The following is a 26,416-nucleotide window of genomic DNA, read 5'->3' as shown; positions in this document are numbered from 1 at the left end:
TTAAAATGTGATATTAAGATCAAGTGATGGTGTATAACCCAGATTTTGATGTTTTGAATAGGCCAAATTCATATGGATTATCTTGTATTTATAGCCGAGTCCTAAATTGATTTGGTTGGGGTGATTTAATGCTCCTAATCGGATAAATAAATCGTTCAGAACTTGGTACTCCAAACCCATTTTTAGGCGAATATCGTAATCAAAATCCTTTTGTATTTCTGCGTTGAGGATGGTTTCTTTGGATAGATGCCATGAAAAACCGAGTCGGGCAATTGTTGGGATTGCTTCGTCGAAATAAAAGGTTTCAAATTTTTCCTGTGTGGGATTAAAAATATGAAAGCCTAAATAAAAATCAGAGAAGAGTTCGGCTAATAAACCAATTTCAAAGTTATATCGAGTCTGATCGCCGTATGTTTGATTCATTTTAATTTGAAGCTGATTGATTTGAACAGCTGCCCAAAAGTGTTTGCTTAGGGGTTTGGAGTAACCTAAGCCAATTTTACTTTCCTTATACAAATTAGATCCAAATTGAGAATAGTTGAGGTTGAAACCTCCAAGTTTTGTAGGCAAGTACATAGCAATGGCCTTGGTGCTTAGATCGCTAATTTGAAATCGATTTTCGTAATACACGCCGAGATTTATTTTTTCTAATCTGGCTAAGGCGGCTTGATTGTTGAAGTTGGCCCAAAGATCTGATGATGCAACCGAAGCTGTGCCCATGGCAGACGATCTTGCACCTGCCTGATGGTTTTCAGAGGAGGCAAAAGCCAGTTGATTTAGCAATACTAAAATGAGGATGAGTTTGATCGATTTCATTGCTAAGTGTTTAAAGATCAAACTTAAAGTTAGTATGGGATTTTTAATATGTCAAATAATGATGTGATTTTTTTTGGAGTTAATGGTTTGGTTTATAGAGTAAAACCGAAAAGATAATGAATATCTTTTCGGTTTTTGAATGTAATTATTGGAATCGTAATGATGTTAAAATCAAACGCGATATTCATACTTTACTGTAGCCAAATCTTCATTGGCTTTTACAATCTTGTCCTTTAGGCTCTCCTTATATGCGATAACTTGCTTCTGCAAATCCTCATCGCCTGAAGCAATAATCTGAGCTGCCAAAATACCGGCATTCATGGCACCATTAATTGCTACGGTTGCAACAGGGATTCCCGGAGGCATTTGAGCAATCGCAAGTAAAGCATCCATGCCGTCAAGACTCGCTTTAATTGGTACACCAATAACAGGAAGTGGAGTCATGGCAGCAATTACGCCAGGAAGATGAGCAGCCATACCGGCTCCGGCGATAATGACTTTAATTCCATTATCCATAGCACCTTTGGCAAAAACTTCCACTTCTTCAGGTGTACGGTGTGCTGATAGGGCATTTATTTCGAAGGGAATCTTAAAATCGTTCAGAATTTGGGCTGCTTTTTCCATAACCGGAAGATCAGAAGTGCTTCCCATGATAATACTAACTTTCGCTTTCATCGTGTTTTAATTGGAGGATTTATAAAATAAATAACAAAAAATTGTACTTTTGTCGCCAAGTAAGAATTGTTTTAGTTCTATATGATCAACAAACATATGGTTGCTTTTGTATAAGGCAAAATTGGAAAAAATATATGGATGTTACATTATGGATTTAAAACTTTTTTTTTATCCCTTATTTGCTCTAATTTAAAGGATTACTTATTTGGATTCGAAATTAATATGAGATTTTAGAGAAGAGGATATTAAGAGGAGTTATTTTTTTCGAAGCGAACGAAAGCAGATTACTTAGACAATAAATTGAAATACTAATCGCCTTAAAAGGAAAATAAATATTTCAGATAAGGATTTTGAAGAGGCGAACTCTTTCCGATAAATTGGGAAGACAAATAAAATTGTAAACAGATGAAAACTGTAAAACTTCTTGATAGAGAGTTTCGAGTATCTATCCCGGCAGAAAAGATTGATAAAGCTATTGCGGAAATGGCTGAGAAGATGAACAAGGATCTTGCTGGAAAGAATCCTATGTTTATTTGTATTCTTAATGGATCGTTTATGTTTGCATCAGACTTGATGAAACTCATAACTGTTGAAAATGCAGAAATCACATTTATGCGTTTAGCTTCATACGAAGGTATGGGAACAACAGGCAAGGTGAAAAAATTGATGGGCTTTACCGAAGATCTAAAGGATCGTACGGTTGTGATTCTTGAGGATATTATTGATACTGGAATTACAATGGAAAATACTTTAGCTCAAATTGAAGAATATAAGGCTAAGGAAATTTTAGTGGCAACCATGTTGTTTAAGCCTGACGCGTTGAAACGTGACATTAAGATTGACTATGTTGGTCTTGATATTCCAAACGATTTTATTGTTGGTCGTGGTTTAGATTACGATGGAATAGGAAGAAATTTGCCAGACGTTTATACAGTTATTGACTAAATTCATTTGTGAGTAGTCGGTTTCGATTTCTCAGATGATTTCTATATGAATTAGACTTCTTCTTGAAAATGGAGTAGGTTTTTTTTAAGAAGAAGTATTTTAGTTTATTTTATTACAGCATTTTGTGTCTATGTTGAACATCATTATGTTTGGACCTCCGGGTTCGGGTAAGGGGACCCAGTCTAAATTATTGCAGGATAAATTCAAACTGATTCATCTTTCAACCGGAGATGTTTGCCGAGATGAAATAAGTCATGCAACTCCTGAAGGTCTGGAAGCAAAAAGATTGATTGATGGTGGGAATTTTTTTCCGGATAAGTTAGCTTATCGAATCGTTGAGAAATTTTTGGACCAACATAGCGAAGAAGGGGGTGTTGTATATGATGGAATTCCTCGTCATCTAGGACAGGTTGAAACCTTTGCTGCAATGTTGGCAAAAAGGGATGGTCAAGTCGATTTAGTGGTTGAATTAAAGGTTGAGGAAGAAGATCTGATTCAGCGTTTACTCGAAAGAGGAAAGTCTTCCGGACGCCCAGATGATAGTGGACGTGATGTTATTTTGAAGCGACTGAGAATATACGATGAGGTAACCTCTCCGATTGCTGATTATTATAAAAAACAAAATCTTTACTATGCTGTTGATGGCATGGGAACTCTCTCTGAGGTTTTTGAACGAATAGCTGTCTTGGTTAAGAAAGTTTGTTCTGAGAAAGATCTCAATATCGTATGTTAAAATACGAATTTTCATAAAATACAACCACTGTTGTATTTTTCTAGTGCAATTACACATTGCTGCACAGCTAAAAAATCATAAGATAATGGCAGGATCTAACTTTGTAGATTACGTAAAAATATTTTGTCGATCAGGTGCCGGAGGGCAAGGATCGGCACATCTTCACCGAGATAAGTTAACCATGAAAGGTGGCCCTGATGGTGGCGATGGAGGTCGTGGTGGTCACATTATTATTAGAGCTAATGCACAACTTTGGACTTTAATTCACCTGAGATTTAGCCGACATGTGTTCGCTAAAGATGGGGGTTCTGGTGGACAAAGTAGAAGTACGGGATACGAAGGTGCTGATGAAATTATCGAAGTGCCTTTGGGAACTGTTGCCCGCGATGCTGAAACCGGTGAAGTTATTTTTGATGTGACTGAAGATGGCGAGAGCAAAATTCTTGTCAAAGGTGGACGAGGTGGTTTGGGTAACTGGAATTTCCGTTCTTCAACCAATCAAACGCCACGCTATGCTCAGCAAGGAGAGGAACGTGTTGAACGTGCCGTTATTCTTGAGTTGAAAGTTTTAGCTGATGTTGGTTTGGTGGGCTTCCCAAGTGTTGGGAAATCAACACTACTGTCAGTTGTTTCTGCTGCTAAGCCAAAAATTGCAGATTATCCGTTTACAACTTTAGTTCCAAATTTAGGAATTGTTGGTTATCGCGATAACCGTTCGTTTGTTATGGCCGATATTCCTGGAATTATTGAAGGGGCTCACGAAGGTCGTGGACTTGGTTTGCGTTTCTTGCGTCATATCGAGCGAAACTCAGTTTTATTGTTTATGGTTGCTGCTGATAGTGACGATATTCATAAGGAATACAAAATTCTTTTGAATGAACTGAAACAGTTTAATCCTGAGCTGTTGGATAAAAAACGCTTGTTAGCCATTACCAAATCGGATATGTTGGATGAGGAATTGAAAGATGAAATTCGCCTTGACTTGCCGAACATTCCTTATACTTTTATTTCTTCGGTTGCTCAACAAGGTATTGTAGAGCTTAAAGATATGCTTTGGAATGCGATAAATGAAGATAACGAAACAGCTAAAAATGCTGAATAGATAAAACATTTGTTTTGTAATATAGGCTTGGTATGTAACCAAGCCTATTTTTTGTTCAAAAAATAAAAGCCATCTTTCTTTTCAAATTCGGAGACTGCAATAAAATGTCCTGCGTCACGTTTGAAATATTGGCGATTACATACTCAATACATATTATGGAAACTTTACTTCAACTCGACAAAGATCTTTTAATTTGGTTTAATTCTTCACACAGCCCGTTCTGGGATGTTATCATGATGTTTTTTACACGAATTGAGTTTTGGATTCCATTTTTCATCTTGGTTACCTATCAAATATTTAAATATAAGAGTAAAGAAGCGTGGTGGTGGTTGATTGGTATATCTCTCCTGATTTTATTTGGAGACTTAATTTCGAACTACTTATTCAAGAATATTCTTCAGCGCCTACGCCCAAGTCATGAGCCTTCGCTTTATGGGATTGTTAACTTGGTAAAGGCTTATTCTGGTGATCAATTTGGTTTTGTTTCATCGCATGCGACGGCCGTTTTCGCTTTCGCGATATACACATCAAAACTCTTTAAGAATAACATCTACTCGTTGTTTATTGGCATTTGGGCTCTACTCATTGTTTATACCCGTTTATATTTATGCCTGCATTATCCAGGTGATATAATTGGAGGAATGGCTTTAGGTTGTGGTTTAGGGTATTTCTTTTACCGAATTACTCGCTGGTGGGTATACCGTTTGTATCCTCAAAAACCCTTTGCGCGCTATAAGCAGGTTTTAGAAAATTCTGATGCCGGTATTTTGATTGCAGTTGTCGCTTTAGAGATGCTTACAATTTCTTTTGTTGCTCTTAAGTTGCTAAAGTTGGGTTTCTTTTAATTCGGTCTTTAATATCGATATGTCCTTTTATTTATAAACCAGCGGTTGAACGGATTTTTTCATGAAATAAAAGATCTCTTGGAATCTTTAAGAATCCAGTAGATTACTCCGCTTATTAGCGCAGCAAAGAAGCACCAAACAGATGTGAGGTATTGTGTGAAAAATAGTGCTGTCACTAAACATGATAGAAACATTAATGTGCCTAGTAAATTTGTTCTTTTAACAGTTGAGACAAAAAGAGGTGTGATTGTTACTACTAGGTAGGTGATGAAAGCTGGCATTCTCAATGATTTGGGAAAGTCAGTTTTGTATAGGATATGATAATCCATAATTTGTGGATTTACATTGAAAAACAGCAAGCAAAAAGCATAGTATAATGATAAAGATAAACCTAGTGCCAACAGAATCTTTAATATTTTTTCCCTTGTCTTATCCTTTTCCATGAGTAGAACAGAAGCTGGGATCATCAGAGGCCAGAGAAGTTGGGCCATCACTAAGAAAATATAGGCGCTAATTTTTTGAATCCCTTCATATTCCGAATAGGGTAGTGTAAGCCACAAGAAACCCTCCGCAATTTGTTGAATACCGAAAAATAGAGGAATACTTGCAAACACGAGTTGAGAAGGTTTATGAACTTTCTTAACTGTTGCAACTCCTATTGTTGAAATGATAATCCCTCCTGCAAAGCTAGCTTCTGGTGAAAAACACATGTTATTGCTTTTTTAATTGGTATGTTCTTAAAAGATCTTTTTATTTTTAGTAACCTTTAAAACAATACTAGGTAAGATGCAACAATTAAATGGATATTTGTTATTAATGCACAATCTTACTACCAATAATTCCTGTGTGCATATTAGAGGGGCTGTGAAGTTGGCGAAAGAATTTTTCTATGGTTTGATTTACAGCTAGGGTTTCTTAAAAAAAAATGGAAATTAGTCCTTTTTTATATGTTTCATTTTAAAACCATCTAAGAAATCGATGTATTTCTCGCTTGCGATAATAAAGAGGAGATAAGCTGAGATGAAAAGTTCAAGTCCCATCCCCAATAATTGAACATTTTTTAATTCGTCGAAATCAGCGATTAGGGAGTAAATGATTTAAGTAAGTCATAAGATGAAAAGACTTATAGGAATCACTTTCTTAATCATTTCAAATAGCTTGTTTTAGTTTTTATATTCTTTCCAAAAGCTTGGTGTAAACATCACAAGGAAACTTAAAACTTCCAGTCGACCAATAATCATCAGGACAGGGAGAATGATTTTTGCAAAATCAGTGAGGTGAGCAAAGTTAGATGCAGGTCCCACAGTTCCAAGTCCCGGACCTATGCCGCCCATACAGGTGATGGAAGCACTAAAAGCACTCGCAGGATCGAGACCAGTCGCCAATAAGGACATGCCACCAATAAAAAAGATGAACAGATAGATAAAAATGAAAGTTAGAATGGCTTGTACCTTATCTTCTGAAATACTGGTTTTATTAATCTGAATAGACTTAACACGATGTGGGTGTAAAATTTGACCGAATACGCGTGAAATTGCTTTGAATGCGACAACATGTCTGATCACTTTTATTCCTCCTCCTGTAGAGCCGACGCAGGCTCCCACAAACATCAGTAAGAATATCAGTAACCAGCAAATTTGATTCCACTCTAAATAGTCTGCCGAGGCAAAACCAGTAGCTGTGATGATTGATATGACCTGAAAAAATGAATCGCGGAATGCTTGTTCGAGGGGTAAACCTTGTTTGAAATAAAGCATGAGACTGATGGCTGTTCCTACAAAGAAGATGATACCCAAATAGGATTTCAGTTCGATATTGTTCAGCATACTTCTGAAACGACCCTTAAGAAGGCCATAATGCAGGGCAAAGTTGATTCCTGAAAGCAACATGAAAATCATCATGACATATTGTACAAAAGGCGAATAAAAACCTGCGCTGGCATTCTTTGTCGAAAAGCCACCTGTAGCAATACTGGCAAAGGCATGACATAAACTTTCGTAAAAATTAACGCCTCCCATCATTAATATCAATGTCATAATTGCTGTTAAAGCAATATAAATACCCCACAACCGTTTGGCCATTGATGAGGTTTTGGGTTTCAATTTGCTTGAGTCGATGCCTGATGATTCGCTTGAAAACAGGCGGTATGAGGCTATTCTGAGTGAAGGAAATATGGCAACTGTTAGAACGATAATTCCCATTCCACCTATCCAATGGGTCAGGCTTCTCCAGTATAAAACGGATTTTGGAGCAGCCTCTATGTCGGAAAGTATAGATGAACCTGTGGTTGTGAAACCAGATATAGATTCGAAAAGGGCATCGATAAAACTTGATGTTGTGTGGCTTAGCCAATAGGGAAGTGAGCCTGCAATCCCCATGATAATCCACGCAATTGAAGCAATAATGTAGGCTTCTTTAGGACCAATTTCTTTTTTATAACTTTTGGTTAATAATATTAAAACCAATCCGATTATCAAGGGAATGGCTATCGATTCTTCAATAGCAGGTAAGATGCTGTTTTCGTGAAAATAGATGACCCAGGGAATGATAGTCATCATGAAAACAGCGAGAATGAGAAGTATACGTCCTATAATGTTAAGGACAAATTTAAAATTCATATGGCTCTAAATTTAGGCTGCAAATGTAAATAAATATTGCAAAGCGCATCTTCAAATTTAATAATAATTCAAGGAATTTTTATGCAATGGTTAGCATATTGTATTAATCGTCTTCTTTTGTAGATGCTTGATTTATAGATGAAACAAATTTATGTCTTTTCAAATTGGCGAAGTGTGTAAAATCAAAATCTGAATTCTATTAGATGTATTTCTTAACAGGGGGCTTTTGTACGTGATGTCTTGTATCTCCCTATTCAAGGTGTGTCTGGCTCTTTAGATACTCTCCAATTAAAGGGCTGTTGATAAACTGCTCTCGGATAAGTCATACTTTTGGTTATATTTGTGGGTGGTTGATTTTTATCGGATTATTTTGACTTTAAAAATCACATAGGGGAGAAGATATGCTCCCAAGTCTGCCAGATTGAAGTGTAGGTTATTGTTTTAAGCTGATTCACTTTTCACACCTAGATTTCATCGCCAAGGTTCTTATGTTAGTAAAGGCCTTTTATTGTTAACATTTTTTGAGCGCTTCATTATATGACTGCTAAATATTCAGAAGATTCAATTAGAACACTCGATTGGAAAGAACACATTCGTAAACGTCCGGGTATGTATATCGGAAAATTAGGTGATGGTTCTTCTCATGACGATGGTATTTATATTTTGATTAAGGAGGTTATCGACAATTCTATCGATGAATTCGCGATGGGGGTTGGTAAATCGATTCATGTTGATATTACCGATAGAACTGTTAGTATCCGTGATTTTGGTCGAGGCATTCCTTTAGGTAAGGTTATTGATGTAACGTCGAAAATGAATACCGGAGCCAAGTATGATTCTGCGGTATTTAAAAAATCGGTTGGTCTGAATGGTGTTGGTATTAAAGCAGTGAATGCTCTTTCAAATGTATTTATAGTTGAATCTTATCGCGAAGGCGAGATGAAAAAGGCTTCTTTTTCTAGGGGCGAGTTGGTTAGCGAAGAAGAGATTCAGCCAAGCGAAGAGAAAAATGGGGTTCGAATTACCTTTCATCCTGATCAGGAAATGTTTTCGAATTACCGTTTTATAAGTGAATATATCGAGAGCATGCTTAAGAACTACGTTTATCTGAATGCGGGTCTTTCGATTTATTTCAATGGTAAGAAGTTCTTGTCTAAAAACGGACTTCTTGATTTGTTGCATGAGAATATGAATGGGAAAAGCCTCTACGAAGTCATTCATCTTAAGGGAGAAGATATCGAATTGGCAATGACTCATGGGCATCAGTATGGCGAGGAATATTATTCATTTGTTAACGGTCAGCATACCACGCAGGGCGGTACACACTTGGCGGCTTTCCGCGAAGCGGTGGTAAAAGCTGTGCGTGATTTCTATAAAAAGGATTTCGATACATCGGATATCAGAACCTCCATTATCGCAGCGATTAGTATTAAGGTGCAGGAGCCTGTTTTCGAATCGCAAACCAAGACCAAGCTGGGATCTAAGGATATTGGTCCTGAAGGGCCTTCAGTGCGAAATTTCATTATGGATTTTGTGACGTCAAATCTGGATAATTATCTGCATAAGAATCCAGAAGTTGCGGATTCAATTTATAGAAAAATTCTCGAGTCAGAGAAGGAGCGTAAAGCCATATCCGGGATTAAGAAAATTGCCAAAGAGCGAGCAAAGAAAGCAAATCTCCATAATAAGAAACTTCGTGACTGTCGTGTTCATTTTAATTCGACTCACGAAAATAAATCAGAGACAAGTATTTTTATTACCGAGGGTGACTCGGCAAGTGGATCGATAACAAAATCCAGATCTGTAAACACACAGGCTGTATTTAGCTTGAAAGGGAAACCATTAAATACTTATGGTTTAACCAAGAAAATTGTCTATGAAAATGAAGAATTTAATCTGTTACAGGCCGCATTAAATATTGAGGATGGTTTGGAAGGATTGCGCTATAACAATGTGATAATCGCGACCGATGCCGATGTCGATGGGATGCACATTCGTTTGTTGCTGATCACTTTCTTTCTTCAGTTTTTCCCCGATGTGGTGAGAAGTGGTCACCTGTATATTTTACAAACGCCACTGTTTCGAGTTCGAAATAAGAAAACAACAAAATATTGTTATTCTGAGGAGGAGAAGAATAGAGCCATAAAACTCCTGGGTGTTAATCCGGAGATTACACGATTTAAGGGTTTGGGTGAAATTTCTCCTGACGAGTTTAAATATTTTATTGGCAAGGATATTCGTTTAGAGCCTGTTTTAATGAAGAAAGAGGAATCTGTTTCAGAGATGCTTTCTTTTTATATGGGTAAGAATACACAGGATAGACAAGAATTTATTATCGAGAATCTTCATGTGGAAAGAGACGAATTGTAATTGAGTTATTGATAAAGAATTAAGAATAAGGAACTAATTATACGGTTCAAAATAATATAAGCCTGCAGAACATGAGTATCGAAGAGACTGAAGGATTGGAAACCCCCGAAGAAAGAGACGAGCAAATTGAAGAGCAAAGCTCCGAAGCATTGCGAAATGTGAATTATTTATCGGGGATGTATCAGAATTGGTTTTTAGATTATGCATCATATGTGATTCTTGAACGTGCGGTTCCATATGTGAATGATGGTTTAAAACCTGTTCAGCGTAGGATTCTACACGCGATGAAAAAGCTGGATGATGGCAGATACAATAAGGTTGCTAATATCATCGGTCACACCATGCAGTATCACCCTCATGGTGATGCTTCAATTGGTGATGCTTTGGTACAGTTGGGGCAGAAAGACTTGCTAATTGATATGCAGGGAAACTGGGGAAATATTCTTACGGGCGACTCTGCTGCCGCTCCCCGTTATATTGAGGCTCGATTGTCAAAGTTTGCTTTGGAGGTGCTTTTTAATCCTAAAACGACTAATTGGAAACAATCTTACGATGGTCGGAATAAGGAGCCAATTACTTTACCCGTAAAATTCCCGTTGCTTTTGGCTCAAGGAGTAGAGGGGATTGCCGTTGGTTTGGCATCAAAAATTTTACCCCATAATTTCCATGAACTTTTAGCTGCATGTATTGCCTATCTTAAGGGAGAAGAATTTGAATTATATCCGGATTTCCCAACAGCCGGAATGGTTGACGTTAGTCGATACAATGATGGTTTGCGTGGTGGAGCAGTTAAGGTTAGAGCACGCATAGAGAAAGTTGATAATAAAACGCTCAAGATTGTTGAAATCCCATTTGGGAAAACAACCTCTACCCTGATTGATTCGATTATTAAAGCGAATGAAAAGGGGAAAATTAAGATTAAGAAAATTGACGATAATACGGCGGCTGATGTCGAAATTTTAATTCATCTAGCCAATGGTATTTCCTCTGATAAAACCATCGATGCGCTTTACGCATTTACCGATTGTGAATATTCAATTTCGCCTAATGCTTGTATAGTTGAGGACGATGTTCCTAAGTTTATTGGCGTTCAGGAAATTCTGAAGCGTTCTGCTGATAAAACAGTTGAGCTGTTAAAACTGGAACTTGAGATCCGAAAGGCAGAACTTGAAGAGGCCTGGCATTATGCATCTTTAGAGAGAATTTTTATAGAGAATCGTATCTATAGAGATATTGAAGAATGTGAAACCTGGGAATCGGTTGTTGAAACGATTGATGTCGGTTTAAAACCGCACACTAAACATTTGATGCGTGAGGTGACTCAGGAGGATATTGTTCGATTAACTGAAATTAAAATCAAGCGTATTTCAAAATACGATATCAATAAGGCAACTGACTTTATCAAGTCGATTGAAGACGAGATTGAGGAGATTAAAGTTCATATTGCCAATATTATACCTTTCACTATTCGATACTTCCAATCGATTAAGAAGAAGTACGGAAAAGGGAAAGAGCGAAAGACAGAGATCAGAAACTTCGATAGTATTGTAGCCAGTAAGGTTGTGGTTGCTAACGAAAAATTATACGTGAATTACGCTGAAGGCTTTTTGGGAACTGGTCTTAAAAAAGATGAATATGTATGCGATTGTTCTGACATCGATGATGTGATTATCTTCCGTAAGGATGGAACTTACTTCATAACCAAGGTGGCGGAGAAATTGTTTATTGGACAAAACATAATACATATAGCGGTTTTCCGTAAAAATGATAAACGAACCATCTATAATGTAGTCTACCGTGATGGAAAGGCTGGAGTTTCATATGCAAAACGTTTTAATGTGACGGGCTTAACTCGTGACAAAGAATATAATTTGACTAAAGAAACGCCAGGATCAAGAATTACTTATTTTAGTGCTAACCCGAATGGCGAAGCTGAAATTATTCGTGTTCTTCTAAAACCTCAAGGTCGTATTAAGAAGCTGAATTTTGAATATAACTTTGCTGATCTTTTGATTAAAGGGCGTGCTTCAATGGGGAATATTTTAAGTCGTACACCTATCCAAAAAATCAGTTTGAAACAAGAAGGGATATCTACCTTAGGAGGACGTAAAATTTGGTTTGATCCAGATGTGTTGCGTCTGAATACCGAAAAACGAGGAGATTATATTGGCGAGTTTATTGGCGAAGATCAAATATTGGTTGTGCTTCGGGATAACACTTTTTATCTGAGTAGTTTCGACTTAAGTAATCATTATTCTGATCAGATTAGTATTATTGAGAAATTTGATTCAAATAAGGTATGGACAGCTGTTTTCTTTGATGCTGATCAGGGTTATTACTATCTGAAGCGTTTTACCATGGATGGTAGTGCTAAGATTCAAAGTTTTATTGGCGATAATAAAGCGAGTAAACTCATTTGTCTTTCCGATGAAACATACCCTCAATTTGAAATTAAATTTGGAGGAGCTCAGATTGACAGACCCGTAGAAAGAGTTGATGCAGAAGATTTTATTGCAGTAAAATCGTACAAGGCAAGAGGTAAGCGTTTAACCACTTATGAGGTTGCTAAGATTAAGGAAGTTGAGCCATTAATTCGCGAAGATGTTGCTGATACTGATGACATAGTAGATGAAGAGACTGTAAAGGCCGAAGTAGATTTAGTTGTTGAAGATTAAAGCTATGGTAAGTAAGCATATTTTTCTAATTGGTTATATGGGCTGCGGAAAGTCATTCTGGGGTAAAGCAATAGCAGATTCTCTAGCTTATGATTTTATCGATTTAGATGAGCTTATTGAGAAGAGAGAAGGACTAAGTATTCCCGAGATATTTGAACAATCGGGAGAAACAACTTTTCGTGAACGAGAGCGATTGGCTCTGGAGTCTTTGTCAGCTTTGAAGATGCCAGCCGTAATTTCAACAGGAGGGGGAACCCCTTGTTTCCAGAATAATATGGATCGTATGAATGCTATGGGGGAAACTTTGTTTTTAATGGCATCGCCCGCAGTTCTAAAGCAGAATATTTTAAAATCGAGTAGTGTACGCCCTATTGTGCAAACTATTCCTGAAAATGAGCTGGAAGACTATATTGCGAACCATCTTGAAGAGAGGTTACCTTTTTATCAGCAGGCACACTTAAGTGTTAATGTCGATGGTTTAAATCTGGAAGATTTGAAACAATTGTTTAGATAAAAAATGAAATTCAATTATATCAAAATGGCTAGTCGTATTGACTAGCCATTCTTTTTTATTAACCGTTCTCATTTTAAAGGACCTCATCTTCCTGAAAAGAGAGATGAGGTTTATAACAAACTATCTTATAAATTTTCAAGAAGGTGTTTAACCGCTGCTTCAAGTTGTTGATCTTTACCTTGAGTTACCATTTCGAAATCGTTCTTAACCTTAATATCTGGTTCTATTTGGTGATTCTCAATATAGTCGCCTTTCATATCTTTAATACCAACTTGTGGCATTCCGAAATAAAGACTCTCATCCTGAAGAGTTTCCCACCAAACTGCCGTCATCGTACCTGGAACCGGCATTCCGATTAGTTTCCCTATTTTAAGGTATTGGTAAGCAAATGGGAAAGCGCAGGCATCAGAGTAGTTTCCTTCGTTGATAAGTACTGCAGATGGTTTTTTCCATTTCGACATTGGGTCTGAACCGAATATTTGATCACGAGGACTGAATTTTGCATATTCCTTACCGCTTAATAAGGTAATCAGATCATCGTGTAACCAACCGCCACCGTTGAAACGTGTGTCAACGATAATGGCATCACGAGTTCCATATTTACCTAACATTTCAGAATAAACTTTACGGAAACTTGCCGAGTTCATTCCTTGTACATGAACGTAGCCAATTTTACCATTTGAAAGCTTATCGCACTTCTTTTGGTTCTCTTTAACCCAACGTTCGTATAACAGGTCACCAATTCTTGAAACAGGCTTAACCGTCTCGTCCCAGCGTTTTTTATTTGTAGGATTATAAAGACTTAATAGAACATGCTTACCCGCTTTGTGGTTTAGTAGAGGGTAATAACTTGTGTTTTTATTCAAACTAACGCCGTCAATTTTTTCGATGATGACACCTGGTTTAATTTTAGAATCTGCTTTATCCAAAGGTCCTTTTTCCAATACTTCGGCAACTCTTAAACCATCGCCTTTGTAGTCCCAGTCAAAGAAAGCTCCCAGGTTTGCTGTCTTGTCTCCATTTTTAGAACTAGGGCGGTAGCCTGATCCGGTATGAGAGGCATTTAGTTCACCTAGCAATTCGCTTAGCATTTCCGCATAATCGTAATTGTTGTTGATGTGGGGAAGAAAACGCTTGTATTCTGATTTGTAAAAATCCCAATCCACATGGTGTAATTGAGGGTCGTAGAATTTCTTTTTCATTTGACGCCACACATGCTCAAACATATAGTCACGCTCAGCAGCTTTATCCAAATACATTTCTGCATTATAACTGATATCTTTACGCTTATTGCTTGCAACATCAACCTTAATAATACTACGTCCTGACATTAAGAAGAGATTTTTCGCTTCCTTGTCAAATTGCATTGCACCGCCACCACCATTTAGGGACAGTACTTTTTTTGTTTCATGTTCTACTAAGTCATTTACCCAAAGGTCGTATCCGCCTTCGAACTTGCTTAGGTAGAATAGTTTTTTACCATCAGGGGTTAGAATGGCATCTGAAAGTTTCGAAGGATTTATAGTCAAACAAACCTGACGATCTTCGAGGCCTGAAAATTCGATTTTTAGGTCTTCTTTCTTCTTTTCATCTTTTTTGTCTGATTTTTTCTTCTTGTCTTTTTTATCTTTCTTTTTATCTGCGTCCTTATTTTCAGCTTCTTCTTTTTTCTTTTTCGCTTCTTTCTCAACTTCTTCTTTTATCTGACGTTCTTCTTTTGAAAGTTTGAAGTCATCGAATGCTTCTTGTGTAAAGAATTGTGCATACACATCATTCTGTGATCCCCAACTACCGTGACTTCTGTAACCACGTTTATCAGTGAACCAAATCATAGCTTTACCTTTAAGCGACCATCTGGCTGAGTTGTCAGAATAACCACTTTCAGTCAGGTTTTTGATGGTTCCATTCCCTTGGGCATCTACCAGAGCTACATCCGACATGAATAGGGTATGTGGGTAGAAATTAACTAAAAACCATTTTCCGTCAGGAGACCAGTCGTAGTGCTGATCGCCATCGCTGTATGAATAGTTCCATTTGCCATCGAGGATGGTGCGGATTTTTTTACTCTTAAGATTGATGACTCTTAGGGTAACACGCTCCTCAAGAAAAGCCACTTCTTTTCCATCTGGAGAAAATTTGGCTTGGAAAGTTTCAGGTGTTGACTCAAGAATCACCTCTTCTTTCAATAGTGTTGAGTTTGCAAAGTTGGTTTCTACATCACGAACTACTTTGGTTTGGTATAGGTTCCAGCTTCCATTTCTTTCTGATGCATACAATAAAGCTTTACCATCAGGGCTGAAGCTAACACCACGCTCTTGCTCAGGCGTATTGGTGATTCTTTTGGTCGTGCCATATTCAACCGAAGTCACAAAAACCTCACCGCGAATAATAAAAGCGACTTCTTTTCCATCAGGAGAAACTGTCATCTCTTCAGCACCGCTTCTCATGCGTTTGAAACTGATTGGATTTTCCTTGATGTCGGTATTAATTGTAATATTAACCTTTTGTGCTTTTTCTCCGTCTATTTGAGTGTAAATATCACCGTTGTAGGAGTAGGCAAGTGTGTTATTTTTTGAGATACTAATAAAACGAACGGGATGTTTTTCAAACTGAGTAATCTGTGTTAAATTGCTTGCTTTATCTACAGGTGCTTTCCAAATGTTCATGCTACCACTTTTTTCAGAAAGATAATAGATAGACTTATTGTCCGGGCTGAATATTGGGTTCAAGTCTTCACCTTTGAATGAGGAGAATTTCGTGTGTTTTTTGTTTGTCACATCGTAAATCCAAATGTCGCGTGTTACGGCAGATGTGTGATGTTTTCTCCATTGGTTTTCATAGCCTTTTTGATCTTGATAGACAAGTAAGCTTTGATCTGAATTGTAGTTTGCAAATAAAGCAGGAGAAGTTAGAATTTGATTTTCACGACCACCGTTTACTGAAATGCTGTATAGTTCAGGAACACCTCCTGAAGGAAACATCGCATTTTCAGGCGTATCACTAATCAATCCGGAGAATAAGATGAATTTGCCATCTGGTGTAAAGCTACTTGGTTTTTCATTACCCGAATGGAAAGTGATTCGTTTCGGACTTCCACCTTTAGTAGGAATCGTGAAAATATCAAAGTTTCCAAAGCGGTCTGATGCAAATGCAATCGTCTTACCATCAGGAGACCAAACGGGCTGAGTATCATATGCTGAGTTAGATGTTAAGGCTGTAGCCATCCCACCATTTGCATCGACTTTGAAGATATCTCCCTTATATTGAAACACTAGTGTTGTTCCATCAGGTGAAATTGCAGGATAGCGAAGCCAGGTTGGCGTTTCTGCCCCCAAAAGACTTTTGGCTAAAGCAACTAAGAAAGTTGTAATGAAGAATAGCTTTTTTATCATGTCTCAGTTTGTTAATTTAGTAATAGAGTCAAAAGCGTTTATCTTATCTGAGATAAAATGCACATCACGTTTCTTATCATATATCATGCCGGAATTCTTATATGGCATAAAATCAGTGTGTAGGTGTTTTGTTCTTTTGTTTTATTTGTTCGCAGACGAACAAAGAGTGTACGATTTCGTACTCTTGAATGGAGCTGTTTGAAACTAAATATAATTTTAAAAATATTGTTATGTAGATTGTTGGTGATAATGTGATATTTTGATTCAAGAATGATGAATTGATGATACAGTTGTATAACTGTGTGTGATTTCCAAAAGGTCTAAATCAAAGACTTGAAAAATGTTTTAAAAATAATTTATTTCCTGAGAGCCTTTAAAATAAGGGGGTTGTGTAATCTTTTGATTTGTTATTTAGATGGAAAAAGTGGGGTGTGGATTTGGAAAATAAAAAAACATCTTTACATTTGCCAACAGTTATAAGCAAAGAAACCTCTTTTTTTGAGGTGATAATTTATACAGAAGAAGTGAGAGAACAGGCTCTGAGACCTTCTGACAACCGCGGCTCCAAAACCGAAAGGTGTCAAATCCTGACCAAGTAATTGGTGAATATAAATTAGGAACTATGAAGACAGAAAATCAAAACATCAATCAGGTAGCTCAACATGAGCTAAACTTACATTTGCAAATCTTTAGTGCATCGACTCAAATGATGCGTATGCAAATGATGATGCGTATGCTGTAACGCATTCTGTCTATAAAATTTCCCCTTTTTTAGATGCCGGTGCGTATAAAATAACTCCGATAAGGGAACTCAAATTCATTATTTGTTTTTTTTAATATTTCATTGTGTCTGATTTTTTGATCAGAGCACGGGAAATTGTACAAGCCATTACCAAAGGATTAAATCATCCTGTGTTCTTTGTACATCAGACTTTTAATGTGTTTGTGACAATATGAGTTCGAATTCAAGAACTCACCTATTCATTTTTATTTCATAAAAAATAATTGGAAAGTGATATTTCTTAACGGGAATATACTGTCCTAAAAACAAGATAGCTATGTCTAAAAATTTAAGATACGAAACATTACAAGTACACGCAGGTCAGGAAGTTGATGCCGTAACAAACTCGAGAGCGGTTCCATTGTATCAAACCACAGCTTATACGTTTAATAATTCTGAGCATGCTGCCAATCTGTTTGGATTGAAAGAATTCGGGAATATTTACACCCGTTTGCAGAACCCAACCAACGATGTTTTTGAGAAGCGAATTGCTGTCCTGGAAGGGGGTGTTGCAGCTGTTGCAACCGGCTCAGGGCAAGCGGCTCAGTTTTTGGCTTTAACCAATATTTTGGAAGCAGGAGACAATTTTGTGAGTGCTGCTCAAATTTATGGTGGAACCTATAATCAATTCAAAGTCCAGTTTAAACGTCTTGGTATTGAATGTCGTTTCGTTGATATCGATCAGCCTGAAACAATTGTGCCTTTAATCGATGAGAAAACGAAAGCCATTTATGTTGAAGCTTTACCTAATCCAAAATTTTCAATCCCGGATTTTGAGCAGGTTTCAGCAATTGCAAAAAAATATGATTTACCACTGATTGTGGATAATACGCTTGGTGCAGGAGGTTACTTATTCCGACCAATTGAGCATGGTGCGAATGTGGTTGTCCAGTCTGCTACCAAGTGGATTTGCGGACATGGAACTGCAGTGGGAGGCGTTATTGTTGACGGTGGCAATTACAATTGGGGTAATGGGAAATTCCCTCAATTTAGTGAGCCATCTGAAGGGTATCATGGGCTTGTTTTTTGGGATGTTTTCGGCTCGGACGGTCCTTTGGGAAATATTGCTTTCGCAATTCGTGCACGTGTTGAGGGCTTAAGAGATTACGGTTGCAGTCAGAGCCCTTTCAATTCATTTTTACTGCTTCAGGGTCTGGAGACTTTATCCTTACGTTTGGATCGACATGTGGAAAATACTGTAGCCTTAGCTAAATGGTTGGAAGAACAGGATTGGGTAGAAAATGTGAATTATCCAGGCTTGCCATCGAGTCCTTACTACGAAAAAGCGAAGAAATATTTTAAAAAAGGAGCGGGTTCTGTTTTGACTTTTAAAGTCAAGGGGGGCAAAGCGATTGCTGATAAAGTGGTTGATGGAGTTGAGTTGCTTTCGCATGTTGCCAATTTGGGAGATGCTAAAAGTTTGATTATTCATCCAAGTTCAACGACACATGAACAGCTGAGTTTGGAAGAACAAAAAGAGTCGGGAGTGGAACCGGGTTTGTTGAGAATTTCGGTGGGAATTGAACATATCGAAGATATCAAATCGGATTTGGAGCAAGCTTATATAAAGGCAAGACAGAAGTAATCGTGAAATATAAGACAACAACACAAAAATAGAATATCGTGAATCCAAAATATTACAAACATAAAGAAGGTTTAATTCTGGAGTCCGGACAACTACTCCATGATTTGACCATTGCTTATCACACTTATGGTGAGTTCGATCCACAAAAGAATAACGTTGTGTGGGTGTGCCATGCGCTCACGGCTAATTCAGATGTTTTCGATTGGTGGTCGGGTTTATTTGGGGAGGATGATTATTTCAATCCCAAAGAGCACTTTATAGTTTGTGCTAATATTTTGGGTTCATGTTATGGTAGTACAGGGCCATTAAGTGTATATGAGAAGACGGGGAAACCGTATTATCATGAGTTCCCAAATTTGACCGTTCGTGATTTAGTTGCCGCTCATGAGGTATTAAGATTGGAGTTGGGAATTGAACGAATTAACACTTTAATTGGAAGTTCTTTAGGTGGGATGCAGGCTTTGGAATGGGCATATAATCTGAATAGCAATCTCGATCATTTGATTTTTCTTGCCAGTAATGCCTGGCATTCGCCATGGGGAATTGCTTTTAATGAATCACAACGAATGGCAATTGCTGTTGATCCAACATGGAAGGATTCAACTGACGAGGCAGGTTTGGAAGGTATGAAAACAGCTCGTTCTATCGCTTTGTTGAGTTACCGAAATTATCAAACCTATCAGGATACGCAAAGTGAAACGGATCCTGATAAACAGGATGATTTTAAGGCCAGCTCTTATCAAAATTATCAGGGATTGAAATTGGCGAATCGTTTTAATGCCTATTCGTATTGGGGACTGTCCAAAATTATGGATGGGCATAATATTGGTCGGGGAAGAATCTCTCCGGAAAAAGCTTTAAGTCAGATTCAGGTCAAGACTCTGGTTATTGGTGTTGAATCAGATCTCTTATTTCCTGTAGCAGAACAAAAATTTATTGCTCAAAATATGCCAAGAGCGCAGTATGCTGAGATTGGTTCGCTTTATGGACACGATGGGTTTTTACTGGAGCAAAAACAATTAACAAGAGTTATTCAATCATTTTATAAATAAACAGTGTAATGAGTAAAAAATTAAAAATTGGCGTGTTTGGTTATGGCGTTGTGGGGTCTGGCTTGGCTCATGTTTTAAAAAATTCCAAGGGGCTAGATGCCTCAATTGTAAAAGTTTGTGTGAAGGATCCGACTAAGGAACGTGATTTGCCACCCGAATTTGTGACTTTGAATCCGGATGATATTCTGAACGATCCTGAAATTAATGTTGTTGCAGAATTGATAGATGATGCAGATGATGCCTATCGTATTGTGAAAACGGCTTTAAAAAATGGCAAACATGTGGTTTCTGCAAATAAAAAAATGTTGGCTCATCATATCGAAGAGTTGATTCAGTTACAGTGGGAGCATAAGGTTTCTTTTCTTTATGAGGCATCGGCTTGTGGCAGTATTCCAATTATTCGTAATCTGGAAGAGTACTACGATAACGATTTGTTGCAATCGGTTAGTGGTATTTTGAATGGTTCGTCGAATTATATTCTAAGTAAGATTTTCAATGAAAATCTGGATTATGGTGTTGCCTTAAAGCAAGCTCAGGAGTTGGGTTTTGCCGAAAGCGATCCAACTTCGGATGTGGAAGGTTTCGATACGCTCTATAAGTTGATTATTCTAACTGTTCATGGTTTTGGTTTGTTTGTTCATCCCGATCAGGTTTTTAATATTGGGATATCCCGATTATCAGCCCAGGATATTCAGTTAGCTTCTCAAAAGGGGTATAAAATTCGTTTGCTGGGTAAGGTCACAAAAGTGAATGGGAAGCATGTGAATCTATTGATTGCCCCCAAGTTTGTGAAACCTGCTGAGCATGCTTACACAGTTGAAGATCATTATAATGGCGTGTTGATTCAAGGGAATTTCTACGACAATCAGTTTATGTATGGGAAAGGTGCCGGATCACATCCAACAGGATCGGCAGTGCTTTCTGATGTGACGGCTCTTGCGTATAACTACAAATACGAATACAAAAAGCTGAAGTATTATGGTGGTTTGGAATATACCAATGATATGCCAGTTCAGATTTATTTGAGATACACGAAAAAAGAAGATCTCGATTTATTCGAATTCACTGATATTTCAGAGTCGTTAACAGGTAAAGATTTCAACTATGTTATAGGTCATATCAATCTTTTAAATCTGATTAAAATTAAAGATCAATTGGTTGATAAGGATCTGTTTCTTGCTTATTTGGGTGATGAGTAGTCAATTCGAATATATGAGATCAGGAGGAAAATCAAATTAAAAAGAGAGAAGGAACGCATAAACAGGATGCTTTTTCCTTTGTGATTCATTGACTTATTCTCCTATTCACAAAATCAAAAATTAACAAACAGCATGATCATATATAAGTTTGGGGGCGTATCTGTAAAAGATGCATCTGCCATAAAAAATGTCAGAAAGATAATAGGAGAGGCGGAAGGATCTTTAACCGTTGTTGTTTCGGCAATTGGACAAACGACCAACTTGCTGGAAGAGATCATTGATGCTCATTACGCAGAGAAAGCAAATGCAAAGGATTTATTGGAGGAATTAAAACAAAATCATCTGACCTTGATTCTTGATTTGTTCGATGACTTTCCAAAGAAATTGTTGGCTGAAATACAGACTCTTTTTTCAGAAATGGAAGCCAGAATCTCACAGCCTTTTACACAGCCTTTCAATTTTGAATACGATCAATTGATTGCCTATGGTGAGCTGTTATCAACACGAATTGTGTCTGCTTACTTGAATTCGGTTGGACAAAAGAACCAGTGGATTGATATCAGAAGCTGTTTGGATGCCGATGATAAATACCGCGATGCCAATATTTCCTGGGAGAGTTCTGAAAAGAAGGTAAAATCTCAATTTAGAGCTGAGGACACTAATTTATACCTCACGCAGGGGTTTATCGCTTCTGATTTTAAGGGACATACTTGTACGCTTGGACGTGAAGGGTCTGATTATACCGCTGCCATTTTAGCTTATTTGTTGAATGCCAATGAAATGATTATTTGGAAAGATGTTTTGGGTGTCTTGAATGCGGATCCCGATTATTTTAGCGATACCGTGAAACTGGATCTGATACCTTATCAGGAAGCGATTGAATTATCATATTATGGCGCAAGTGTTATTCATCCTAAAACAATAAAGCCCCTTCAGGCTAAGGCGATTCCTTTGAGAGTAAAATCTTTTATTAGTCCGGAACAAAAAGGAACTTTGATCACAAAAGGCGATTATCCTCAACCATTATTGCCTAACTTTATAGTAAAGAAGAAGCAAATTTTGATTACGATAGAGCCGCATAATTTTTCTTTTATTGGAGAGAATGATTTATTCTTCGTATTTTCTCTGATAAATAAATATGGGATTAAATTGAATTTTACGCAGAATACGGCTGTCAGTTTTGTGTTTTGCGTGAATCATACCAATCGTTTTATCAATGACTTGATTAAAGATTTGAAAGAGAAGTATGAAGTGCATCGTGCCGATGGATTGGAATTGATAACTGTTCGGCATTATACGCCGGCTACAATTACAGAGATTACAGAAAAACATCAAATTCTGATTGAGCAAAAAAATAAGAATACCGCAATATTTTTAAGCCAGGGCAGTCAGACTATTCCAGAGGTGGACTGCTGTTGTTTACAAGAAAAAAAACAATAAGATGACAGCAATAAAGGACATATTAAAGGAACAGATTTTGGTTTTGGATGGAGCCATGGGAACCATGATCCAGTCTTTTAAATTATCGGAATCTGATTTCCGGGGTGAGCGATTTGCAGATTCAACTTTTGACCAAAAAGGACATAATGATTTGTTGACCCTAACCAAACCGAACATCATAAAATCGATTCACAGAGATTTCTTAAAAGCGGGTGCTCATATTATTGAAACCAATACATTTAATTCAAATGCCATATCTCTGATTGATTATGGATTGGAGGAATTGGCTTACGAATTGAACTTTGAAGCGGCAAAGAATGCGAGAGAAGTCATCAATGAAATTTTGCAAGAAGATGCTTCAACACCTCGTTGGATTGCTGGTGCCATTGGTCCTACAAATAAAACAGCATCCATGTCGCCTAAGGTAGAAGATCCGGGGTATCGCGATGTGAATTTTGATGATTTGGTTGAAATTTATACCGAGCAGATTCGAGGTTTGATTGATGGTGGGGTTGATCTTTTATTGATCGAGACCATTTTCGATACGCTGAATGCGAAAGCGGCTGTTTTTGCTGCTGATGAAATTCTGACCGAACGAGGTCTTGATATACCTATAATGCTTTCCGGTACCATTACTGATAATAGTGGTCGAACACTTTCAGGGCAAACCCTTGAGGCTTTTGTAACGTCGATGAAAACTGATCGTCTTTTAAGTTTGGGTTTGAATTGTGCTTTTGGTGCGAAAGATTTGGTACCTTATATCGAGCAACTAGATCAATTGATTCCGGTTTATGTGAGTGTGTATCCCAATGCGGGATTGCCCAATGAATTGGGCGAATATGATGAAACGGCAGAAACCATGACTTCTGATCTTGAGACTCTTTTGAAAGGAGAGAAGATTAATATTGTAGGCGGTTGTTGTGGAACAAGACCTGAGCATATTCAAGCCTTGGCAAAAGCGGTGAAAGGGGAGAAACCTAGGCTGTTGCCAGTGATTGAACCCGAAACACGTTTAAGTGGGCTGGAACTTTTACGAATCAATTCCCTATCGAATTTTGTGAATATTGGGGAGCGAACCAATGTGGCTGGCTCTAAAAAGTTTGCTCGTTTAATTGGCGAGAAGAAATATGACGAAGCCTTATCTATTGCGCGCAGTCAGGTTGAAAATGGGGCTCAAATTATTGATGTCAATATGGATGATGCCATGTTGGATGCTGAAGCCGAAATGGTCACCTTTCTTAATCTGTTAGTGTCTGAACCTGAAATTTCACGTGTGCCCATCATGATCGACTCTTCAAAATGGTCGGTGTTGGAGGCTGGATTGAAATGTGTACAGGGTAAATGTGTGGTGAATTCTATCTCAATGAAAGAGGGTGAGGAGGAATTTATAAAATATGCACAAAAGATAAAACGCTATGGTGCGGCTGCAGTTATTATGGCATTTGACGAAAAAGGTCAGGCTGATACTTACGAGAGGCGTATTGAGATTTGTAGCAGAGCCTATAAGCTGTTAACCGAAGTTGTCAATTTCCCTCCTGAGGATATTATTTTCGACCCGAATGTATTGGCAATTGCTACAGGAATTGAAGAACATAACAATTATGCTGTCGATTTTATTGAAACCGTTAAATGGATAAAGGCCAATTTACCTTACGCGAAAGTAAGTGGTGGTATCAGCAATCTGTCGTTCTCGTTCCGTGGAAACAATATGGTGCGCGAAGCTATGCATTCTGTTTTTCTTTATTATGCGATAAAGGAAGGTCTCGATATGGGGATTGTTAACCCAGGGATGTTGCAGATTTATGATGAGATTGAACCTGAACTTCTGAAAAAAGTTGAAGATGTTGTGCTCAATCGTCATCCCGATGCGACTGAGCAGCTGATTGAATTTGCCGAAAATGTGAAATCTGAGGGGAAATCTCAGATTAAGAAAGATGTGTGGCGTGAGAAGTCTTGTCAGGAGCGATTATCCTACTCATTGGTAAAAGGCCTTACCGATTATATCGAAGTGGATGCTGAGGAAGCTCGTCAGAATTATCCCAAAGCGCTTGAGGTGATTGAAGGACCTTTGATGGATGGGATGAATATCGTCGGGAATCTGTTTGGCGAAGGAAAAATGTTTTTGCCTCAGGTGGTGAAGTCGGCCCGGGTAATGAAAAAGGCTGTGGCTTATCTTCAACCGTTTATCGAAGAAGAGAAAAAGAATCTGGGAGCTAATCATGCAGGTAAAATACTGATGGTAACCGTTAAGGGGGATGTTCACGATATCGGTAAAAATATTGTTAGTGTAGTATTGGGTTGTAACAATTTTGAGGTCATCGATCTTGGGGTTATGGTACCTTGTTCTCGTATATTGGAAGTAGCCATTGACGAGAAAGTTGATGCCATGGGCTTGAGTGGATTGATTACACCTTCATTGGAAGAAATGGCTTTTGTAGCCAGCGAGATGGAACGCTTATCCTTGAATATTCCTTTGGTTGTGGGTGGTGCAACTACCTCTGAATTGCATACCGCTGTGAAAATTGAACCCAACTATTCAGGTGGAGTTGTCTATGTGAGTGATGCTTCAAAATCAGTCGGTGTATTTAAGAACTTGTGTGATAAAGATAAGCGGGAAGCTTATTTGCAAGAGGTTCATAAACGTTACGACTTGATACGTGAAGCTTATGCTAAAGAAAAGTCAACGGAATACTATACGATAGAACAAGCGCGGGCTAATAAAGAGCAAATCGATTGGTCGACAGCACCAATATATAAGGCTAAAAAAACGGGTTTGCAGGTCGAGCATCATTTTCCGGTGAGTGAAATTCGTAAGTATATCGATTGGACCTTCTTTTTTGTGGCCTGGGAGCTGAAGTGTATGTATCCTGAAATTATGGAAGATGTACACTTTAAAGATGAAGCTAAAAAGCTTTTCGATGATGCCAATTTGATGTTGGATGAGATTGAAGAAAAAAACTTGATAGAAGCGGCTGCAGTTTATGGCTTGTTTCCAGCCAATTCATGTGGCGACGATATTGTTATTTATGCCGATGAGAAACGAAGTGCCGAGTTGACTCGTTTCACGAATCTGCGACAGCAGGAAAAATTTCCGAAAGGTTTGAGTAACCTGTGTTTATCCGATTTTATTGCGCCTTTGGAGTCGGGTCGAATCGATTATGTGGGTGCATTTGTTGCCACTGCAGGTTTGGGGATAGAAGAGAGTTTAGCAAAGTATGCTGAGGACCTGGATGATTATAAGAGTATCATGCTTAAAATACTTGCCGACAGATTGGCCGAGGCTTATACTGAATTGCTTCACGATAGAGTTCGAAAACAGGATTGGGGCTATGCGCCTGATGAGGATCTGACCATTGAAGAGATGCTTCGTGAGAAGTATCAGGGGATACGTCCCGCTTTTGGTTACCCATCATTACCCGAACATTCCGAAAAACAGGTGCTTTGGGATTTCTTAAAGGTTGAGGAAAATATTGGAGCAAAGCTCACCGAAAATTTTGCAATGTATCCAACGGCTACGGTTAGTGGTCTTTATTTGGCTCATCCTGATGCTCTGTATTTTAATATCGGTAAAATTCAAGACGATCAGATTAAAGATTACGCGCGACGACGAAATATGCCAGAAGAACAAGCTCAGCAATATTTGCATTCGTTATAATAAAAGTGATATCCTGATT

17 protein-coding genes and 1 riboswitch are annotated in these 26,416 nt (G+C 38.0%); of the genes, 12 read left to right on the top strand and 5 right to left on the bottom strand.

Annotation, left to right across the window (positions count from 1 at the left end):
- Window positions 1–816, bottom strand: a complete 816-nt coding sequence (locus EV201_RS08860; RefSeq protein ID WP_130307225.1) for a PorV/PorQ family protein — start codon at window positions 814–816, stop codon at window positions 1–3.
- A gap of 171 nt (window positions 817–987) precedes the next feature.
- The gene (purE, locus tag EV201_RS08855; protein WP_130307224.1) at window positions 988–1,491 is read right to left on the bottom strand and encodes a 5-(carboxyamino)imidazole ribonucleotide mutase; all 504 of its coding nucleotides are present in this window, start codon (window positions 1,489–1,491) and stop codon (window positions 988–990) included.
- A 405-nt stretch (window positions 1,492–1,896) separates the two neighbouring features.
- Between purE and hpt the strand changes: the two genes are divergently transcribed.
- From hpt to EV201_RS08835, 4 genes are all read left to right on the top strand, one after another.
- Window positions 1,897–2,436, top strand: a complete 540-nt coding sequence (gene hpt / locus EV201_RS08850; protein WP_130307223.1) for a hypoxanthine phosphoribosyltransferase — start codon at window positions 1,897–1,899, stop codon at window positions 2,434–2,436.
- A 130-nt stretch (window positions 2,437–2,566) separates the two neighbouring features.
- Window positions 2,567–3,169 carry an adenylate kinase gene (locus tag EV201_RS08845; protein WP_130307222.1) on the top strand — a complete coding sequence of 201 codons (603 nt, stop codon included), beginning with the start codon at window positions 2,567–2,569 and terminating at the stop codon, window positions 3,167–3,169.
- A gap of 85 nt (window positions 3,170–3,254) precedes the next feature.
- Window positions 3,255–4,271: a GTPase ObgE gene (gene obgE / locus EV201_RS08840; RefSeq protein WP_130307221.1), complete on the top strand. Its 1,017-nt coding sequence runs from the start codon at window positions 3,255–3,257 to the stop codon at window positions 4,269–4,271.
- Window positions 4,272–4,426: 155 nt separating this feature from the next.
- On the top strand, window positions 4,427–5,116 hold the full coding sequence (locus EV201_RS08835) for a phosphatase PAP2 family protein (RefSeq protein ID WP_165389624.1): 690 nt from the start codon (window positions 4,427–4,429) through the stop codon (window positions 5,114–5,116).
- Window positions 5,117–5,175: 59 nt separating this feature from the next.
- Here the strand turns inward: EV201_RS08835 and EV201_RS08830 are convergent, their stop codons facing one another.
- Together EV201_RS08830 and EV201_RS08825 are read right to left on the bottom strand one after the other, a co-directional pair.
- Window positions 5,176–5,826, bottom strand: a complete 651-nt coding sequence (locus EV201_RS08830; RefSeq protein WP_130307219.1) for a DUF6629 family protein — start codon at window positions 5,824–5,826, stop codon at window positions 5,176–5,178.
- 453 nt (window positions 5,827–6,279) lie between these two features.
- Window positions 6,280–7,734 carry a TrkH family potassium uptake protein gene (locus EV201_RS08825; protein WP_130307218.1) on the bottom strand — a complete coding sequence of 485 codons (1,455 nt, stop codon included), beginning with the start codon at window positions 7,732–7,734 and terminating at the stop codon, window positions 6,280–6,282.
- A 537-nt stretch (window positions 7,735–8,271) separates the two neighbouring features.
- On the opposite strand from EV201_RS08825, the gene EV201_RS08820 reads away from it, so the two are divergent.
- The 3 genes from EV201_RS08820 to EV201_RS08810 all read left to right on the top strand — a co-directional run bounded on the left by EV201_RS08820 (window position 8,272) and on the right by EV201_RS08810 (window position 13,293).
- Window positions 8,272–10,104 carry a DNA topoisomerase IV subunit B gene (locus EV201_RS08820; RefSeq protein WP_130307217.1) on the top strand — a complete coding sequence of 611 codons (1,833 nt, stop codon included), beginning with the start codon at window positions 8,272–8,274 and terminating at the stop codon, window positions 10,102–10,104.
- A gap of 71 nt (window positions 10,105–10,175) precedes the next feature.
- The gene (locus tag EV201_RS08815; RefSeq protein WP_130307216.1) at window positions 10,176–12,779 is read left to right on the top strand and encodes a DNA gyrase/topoisomerase IV subunit A; all 2,604 of its coding nucleotides are present in this window, start codon (window positions 10,176–10,178) and stop codon (window positions 12,777–12,779) included.
- Window positions 12,780–12,783: 4 nt separating this feature from the next.
- Window positions 12,784–13,293, top strand: coding sequence for a shikimate kinase (locus EV201_RS08810; protein WP_130307215.1), 510 nt, complete (start codon window positions 12,784–12,786; stop codon window positions 13,291–13,293).
- Between the two features lie 125 nt (window positions 13,294–13,418).
- On the opposite strand, the gene EV201_RS08805 is transcribed toward EV201_RS08810, so the two are convergent.
- The gene (locus tag EV201_RS08805; RefSeq protein WP_207224423.1) at window positions 13,419–16,685 is read right to left on the bottom strand and encodes a S41 family peptidase; all 3,267 of its coding nucleotides are present in this window, start codon (window positions 16,683–16,685) and stop codon (window positions 13,419–13,421) included.
- Window positions 16,686–17,193: 508 nt separating this feature from the next.
- Window positions 17,194–17,300: riboswitch (SAM riboswitch) on the top strand.
- Between the two features lie 443 nt (window positions 17,301–17,743).
- Between EV201_RS08805 and EV201_RS08800 the strand changes: the two genes are divergently transcribed.
- The 5 genes from EV201_RS08800 to metH all read left to right on the top strand — a co-directional run bounded on the left by EV201_RS08800 (window position 17,744) and on the right by metH (window position 26,397).
- Entirely contained in the window at window positions 17,744–19,051 is a 1,308-nt protein-coding gene (locus EV201_RS08800; RefSeq protein ID WP_130307214.1) for an O-acetylhomoserine aminocarboxypropyltransferase/cysteine synthase family protein, read from the top strand.
- 38 nt (window positions 19,052–19,089) lie between these two features.
- A complete protein-coding gene (locus tag EV201_RS08795; RefSeq protein WP_130307213.1) occupies window positions 19,090–20,103 on the top strand; it encodes a homoserine O-acetyltransferase family protein in 1,014 nt (337 codons plus the stop codon).
- An 8-nt stretch (window positions 20,104–20,111) separates the two neighbouring features.
- Window positions 20,112–21,302 carry a homoserine dehydrogenase gene (locus EV201_RS08790; protein ID WP_130307212.1) on the top strand — a complete coding sequence of 397 codons (1,191 nt, stop codon included), beginning with the start codon at window positions 20,112–20,114 and terminating at the stop codon, window positions 21,300–21,302.
- 132 nt (window positions 21,303–21,434) lie between these two features.
- A complete protein-coding gene (locus tag EV201_RS08785; RefSeq protein ID WP_130307211.1) occupies window positions 21,435–22,742 on the top strand; it encodes an aspartate kinase in 1,308 nt (435 codons plus the stop codon).
- A gap of 1 nt (window position 22,743) precedes the next feature.
- Window positions 22,744–26,397, top strand: a complete 3,654-nt coding sequence (gene metH, locus EV201_RS08780) for a methionine synthase (protein ID WP_130307210.1) — start codon at window positions 22,744–22,746, stop codon at window positions 26,395–26,397.
- The last annotated feature ends 19 nt before the right edge of the window (window positions 26,398–26,416 follow it).

Source organism: Ancylomarina subtilis, from assembly GCF_004217115.1.
Lineage (GTDB): Bacteria > Bacteroidota > Bacteroidia > Bacteroidales > Marinifilaceae > Ancylomarina > Ancylomarina subtilis.
Note: the sequence above shows the minus strand (reverse complement) of the source record. Positions and strands in the feature narration are given on the sequence as shown.

What these genes read in the sequence shown, in the direction of transcription:
- EV201_RS08860 (WP_130307225.1), bottom strand. Translation starts at nt 816, where the DNA reads ATGAAATCGATCAAACTCATCCTCATTTTAGTATTGCTAAATCAACTG.
- purE (WP_130307224.1), bottom strand. Translation starts at nt 1,491, where the DNA reads ATGAAAGCGAAAGTTAGTATTATCATGGGAAGCACTTCTGATCTTCCG.
- hpt (WP_130307223.1), top strand. Translation starts at nt 1,897, where the DNA reads ATGAAAACTGTAAAACTTCTTGATAGAGAGTTTCGAGTATCTATCCCG.
- EV201_RS08845 (WP_130307222.1), top strand. Translation starts at nt 2,567, where the DNA reads ATGTTGAACATCATTATGTTTGGACCTCCGGGTTCGGGTAAGGGGACC.
- obgE (WP_130307221.1), top strand. Translation starts at nt 3,255, where the DNA reads ATGGCAGGATCTAACTTTGTAGATTACGTAAAAATATTTTGTCGATCA.
- EV201_RS08835 (WP_165389624.1), top strand. Translation starts at nt 4,427, where the DNA reads ATGGAAACTTTACTTCAACTCGACAAAGATCTTTTAATTTGGTTTAAT.
- EV201_RS08830 (WP_130307219.1), bottom strand. Translation starts at nt 5,826, where the DNA reads ATGTGTTTTTCACCAGAAGCTAGCTTTGCAGGAGGGATTATCATTTCA.
- EV201_RS08825 (WP_130307218.1), bottom strand. Translation starts at nt 7,734, where the DNA reads ATGAATTTTAAATTTGTCCTTAACATTATAGGACGTATACTTCTCATT.
- EV201_RS08820 (WP_130307217.1), top strand. Translation starts at nt 8,272, where the DNA reads ATGACTGCTAAATATTCAGAAGATTCAATTAGAACACTCGATTGGAAA.
- EV201_RS08815 (WP_130307216.1), top strand. Translation starts at nt 10,176, where the DNA reads ATGAGTATCGAAGAGACTGAAGGATTGGAAACCCCCGAAGAAAGAGAC.
- EV201_RS08810 (WP_130307215.1), top strand. Translation starts at nt 12,784, where the DNA reads ATGGTAAGTAAGCATATTTTTCTAATTGGTTATATGGGCTGCGGAAAG.
- EV201_RS08805 (WP_207224423.1), bottom strand. Translation starts at nt 16,685, where the DNA reads ATGATAAAAAAGCTATTCTTCATTACAACTTTCTTAGTTGCTTTAGCC.
- EV201_RS08800 (WP_130307214.1), top strand. Translation starts at nt 17,744, where the DNA reads ATGTCTAAAAATTTAAGATACGAAACATTACAAGTACACGCAGGTCAG.
- EV201_RS08790 (WP_130307212.1), top strand. Translation starts at nt 20,112, where the DNA reads ATGAGTAAAAAATTAAAAATTGGCGTGTTTGGTTATGGCGTTGTGGGG.
- EV201_RS08785 (WP_130307211.1), top strand. Translation starts at nt 21,435, where the DNA reads ATGATCATATATAAGTTTGGGGGCGTATCTGTAAAAGATGCATCTGCC.
- metH (WP_130307210.1), top strand. Translation starts at nt 22,744, where the DNA reads ATGACAGCAATAAAGGACATATTAAAGGAACAGATTTTGGTTTTGGAT.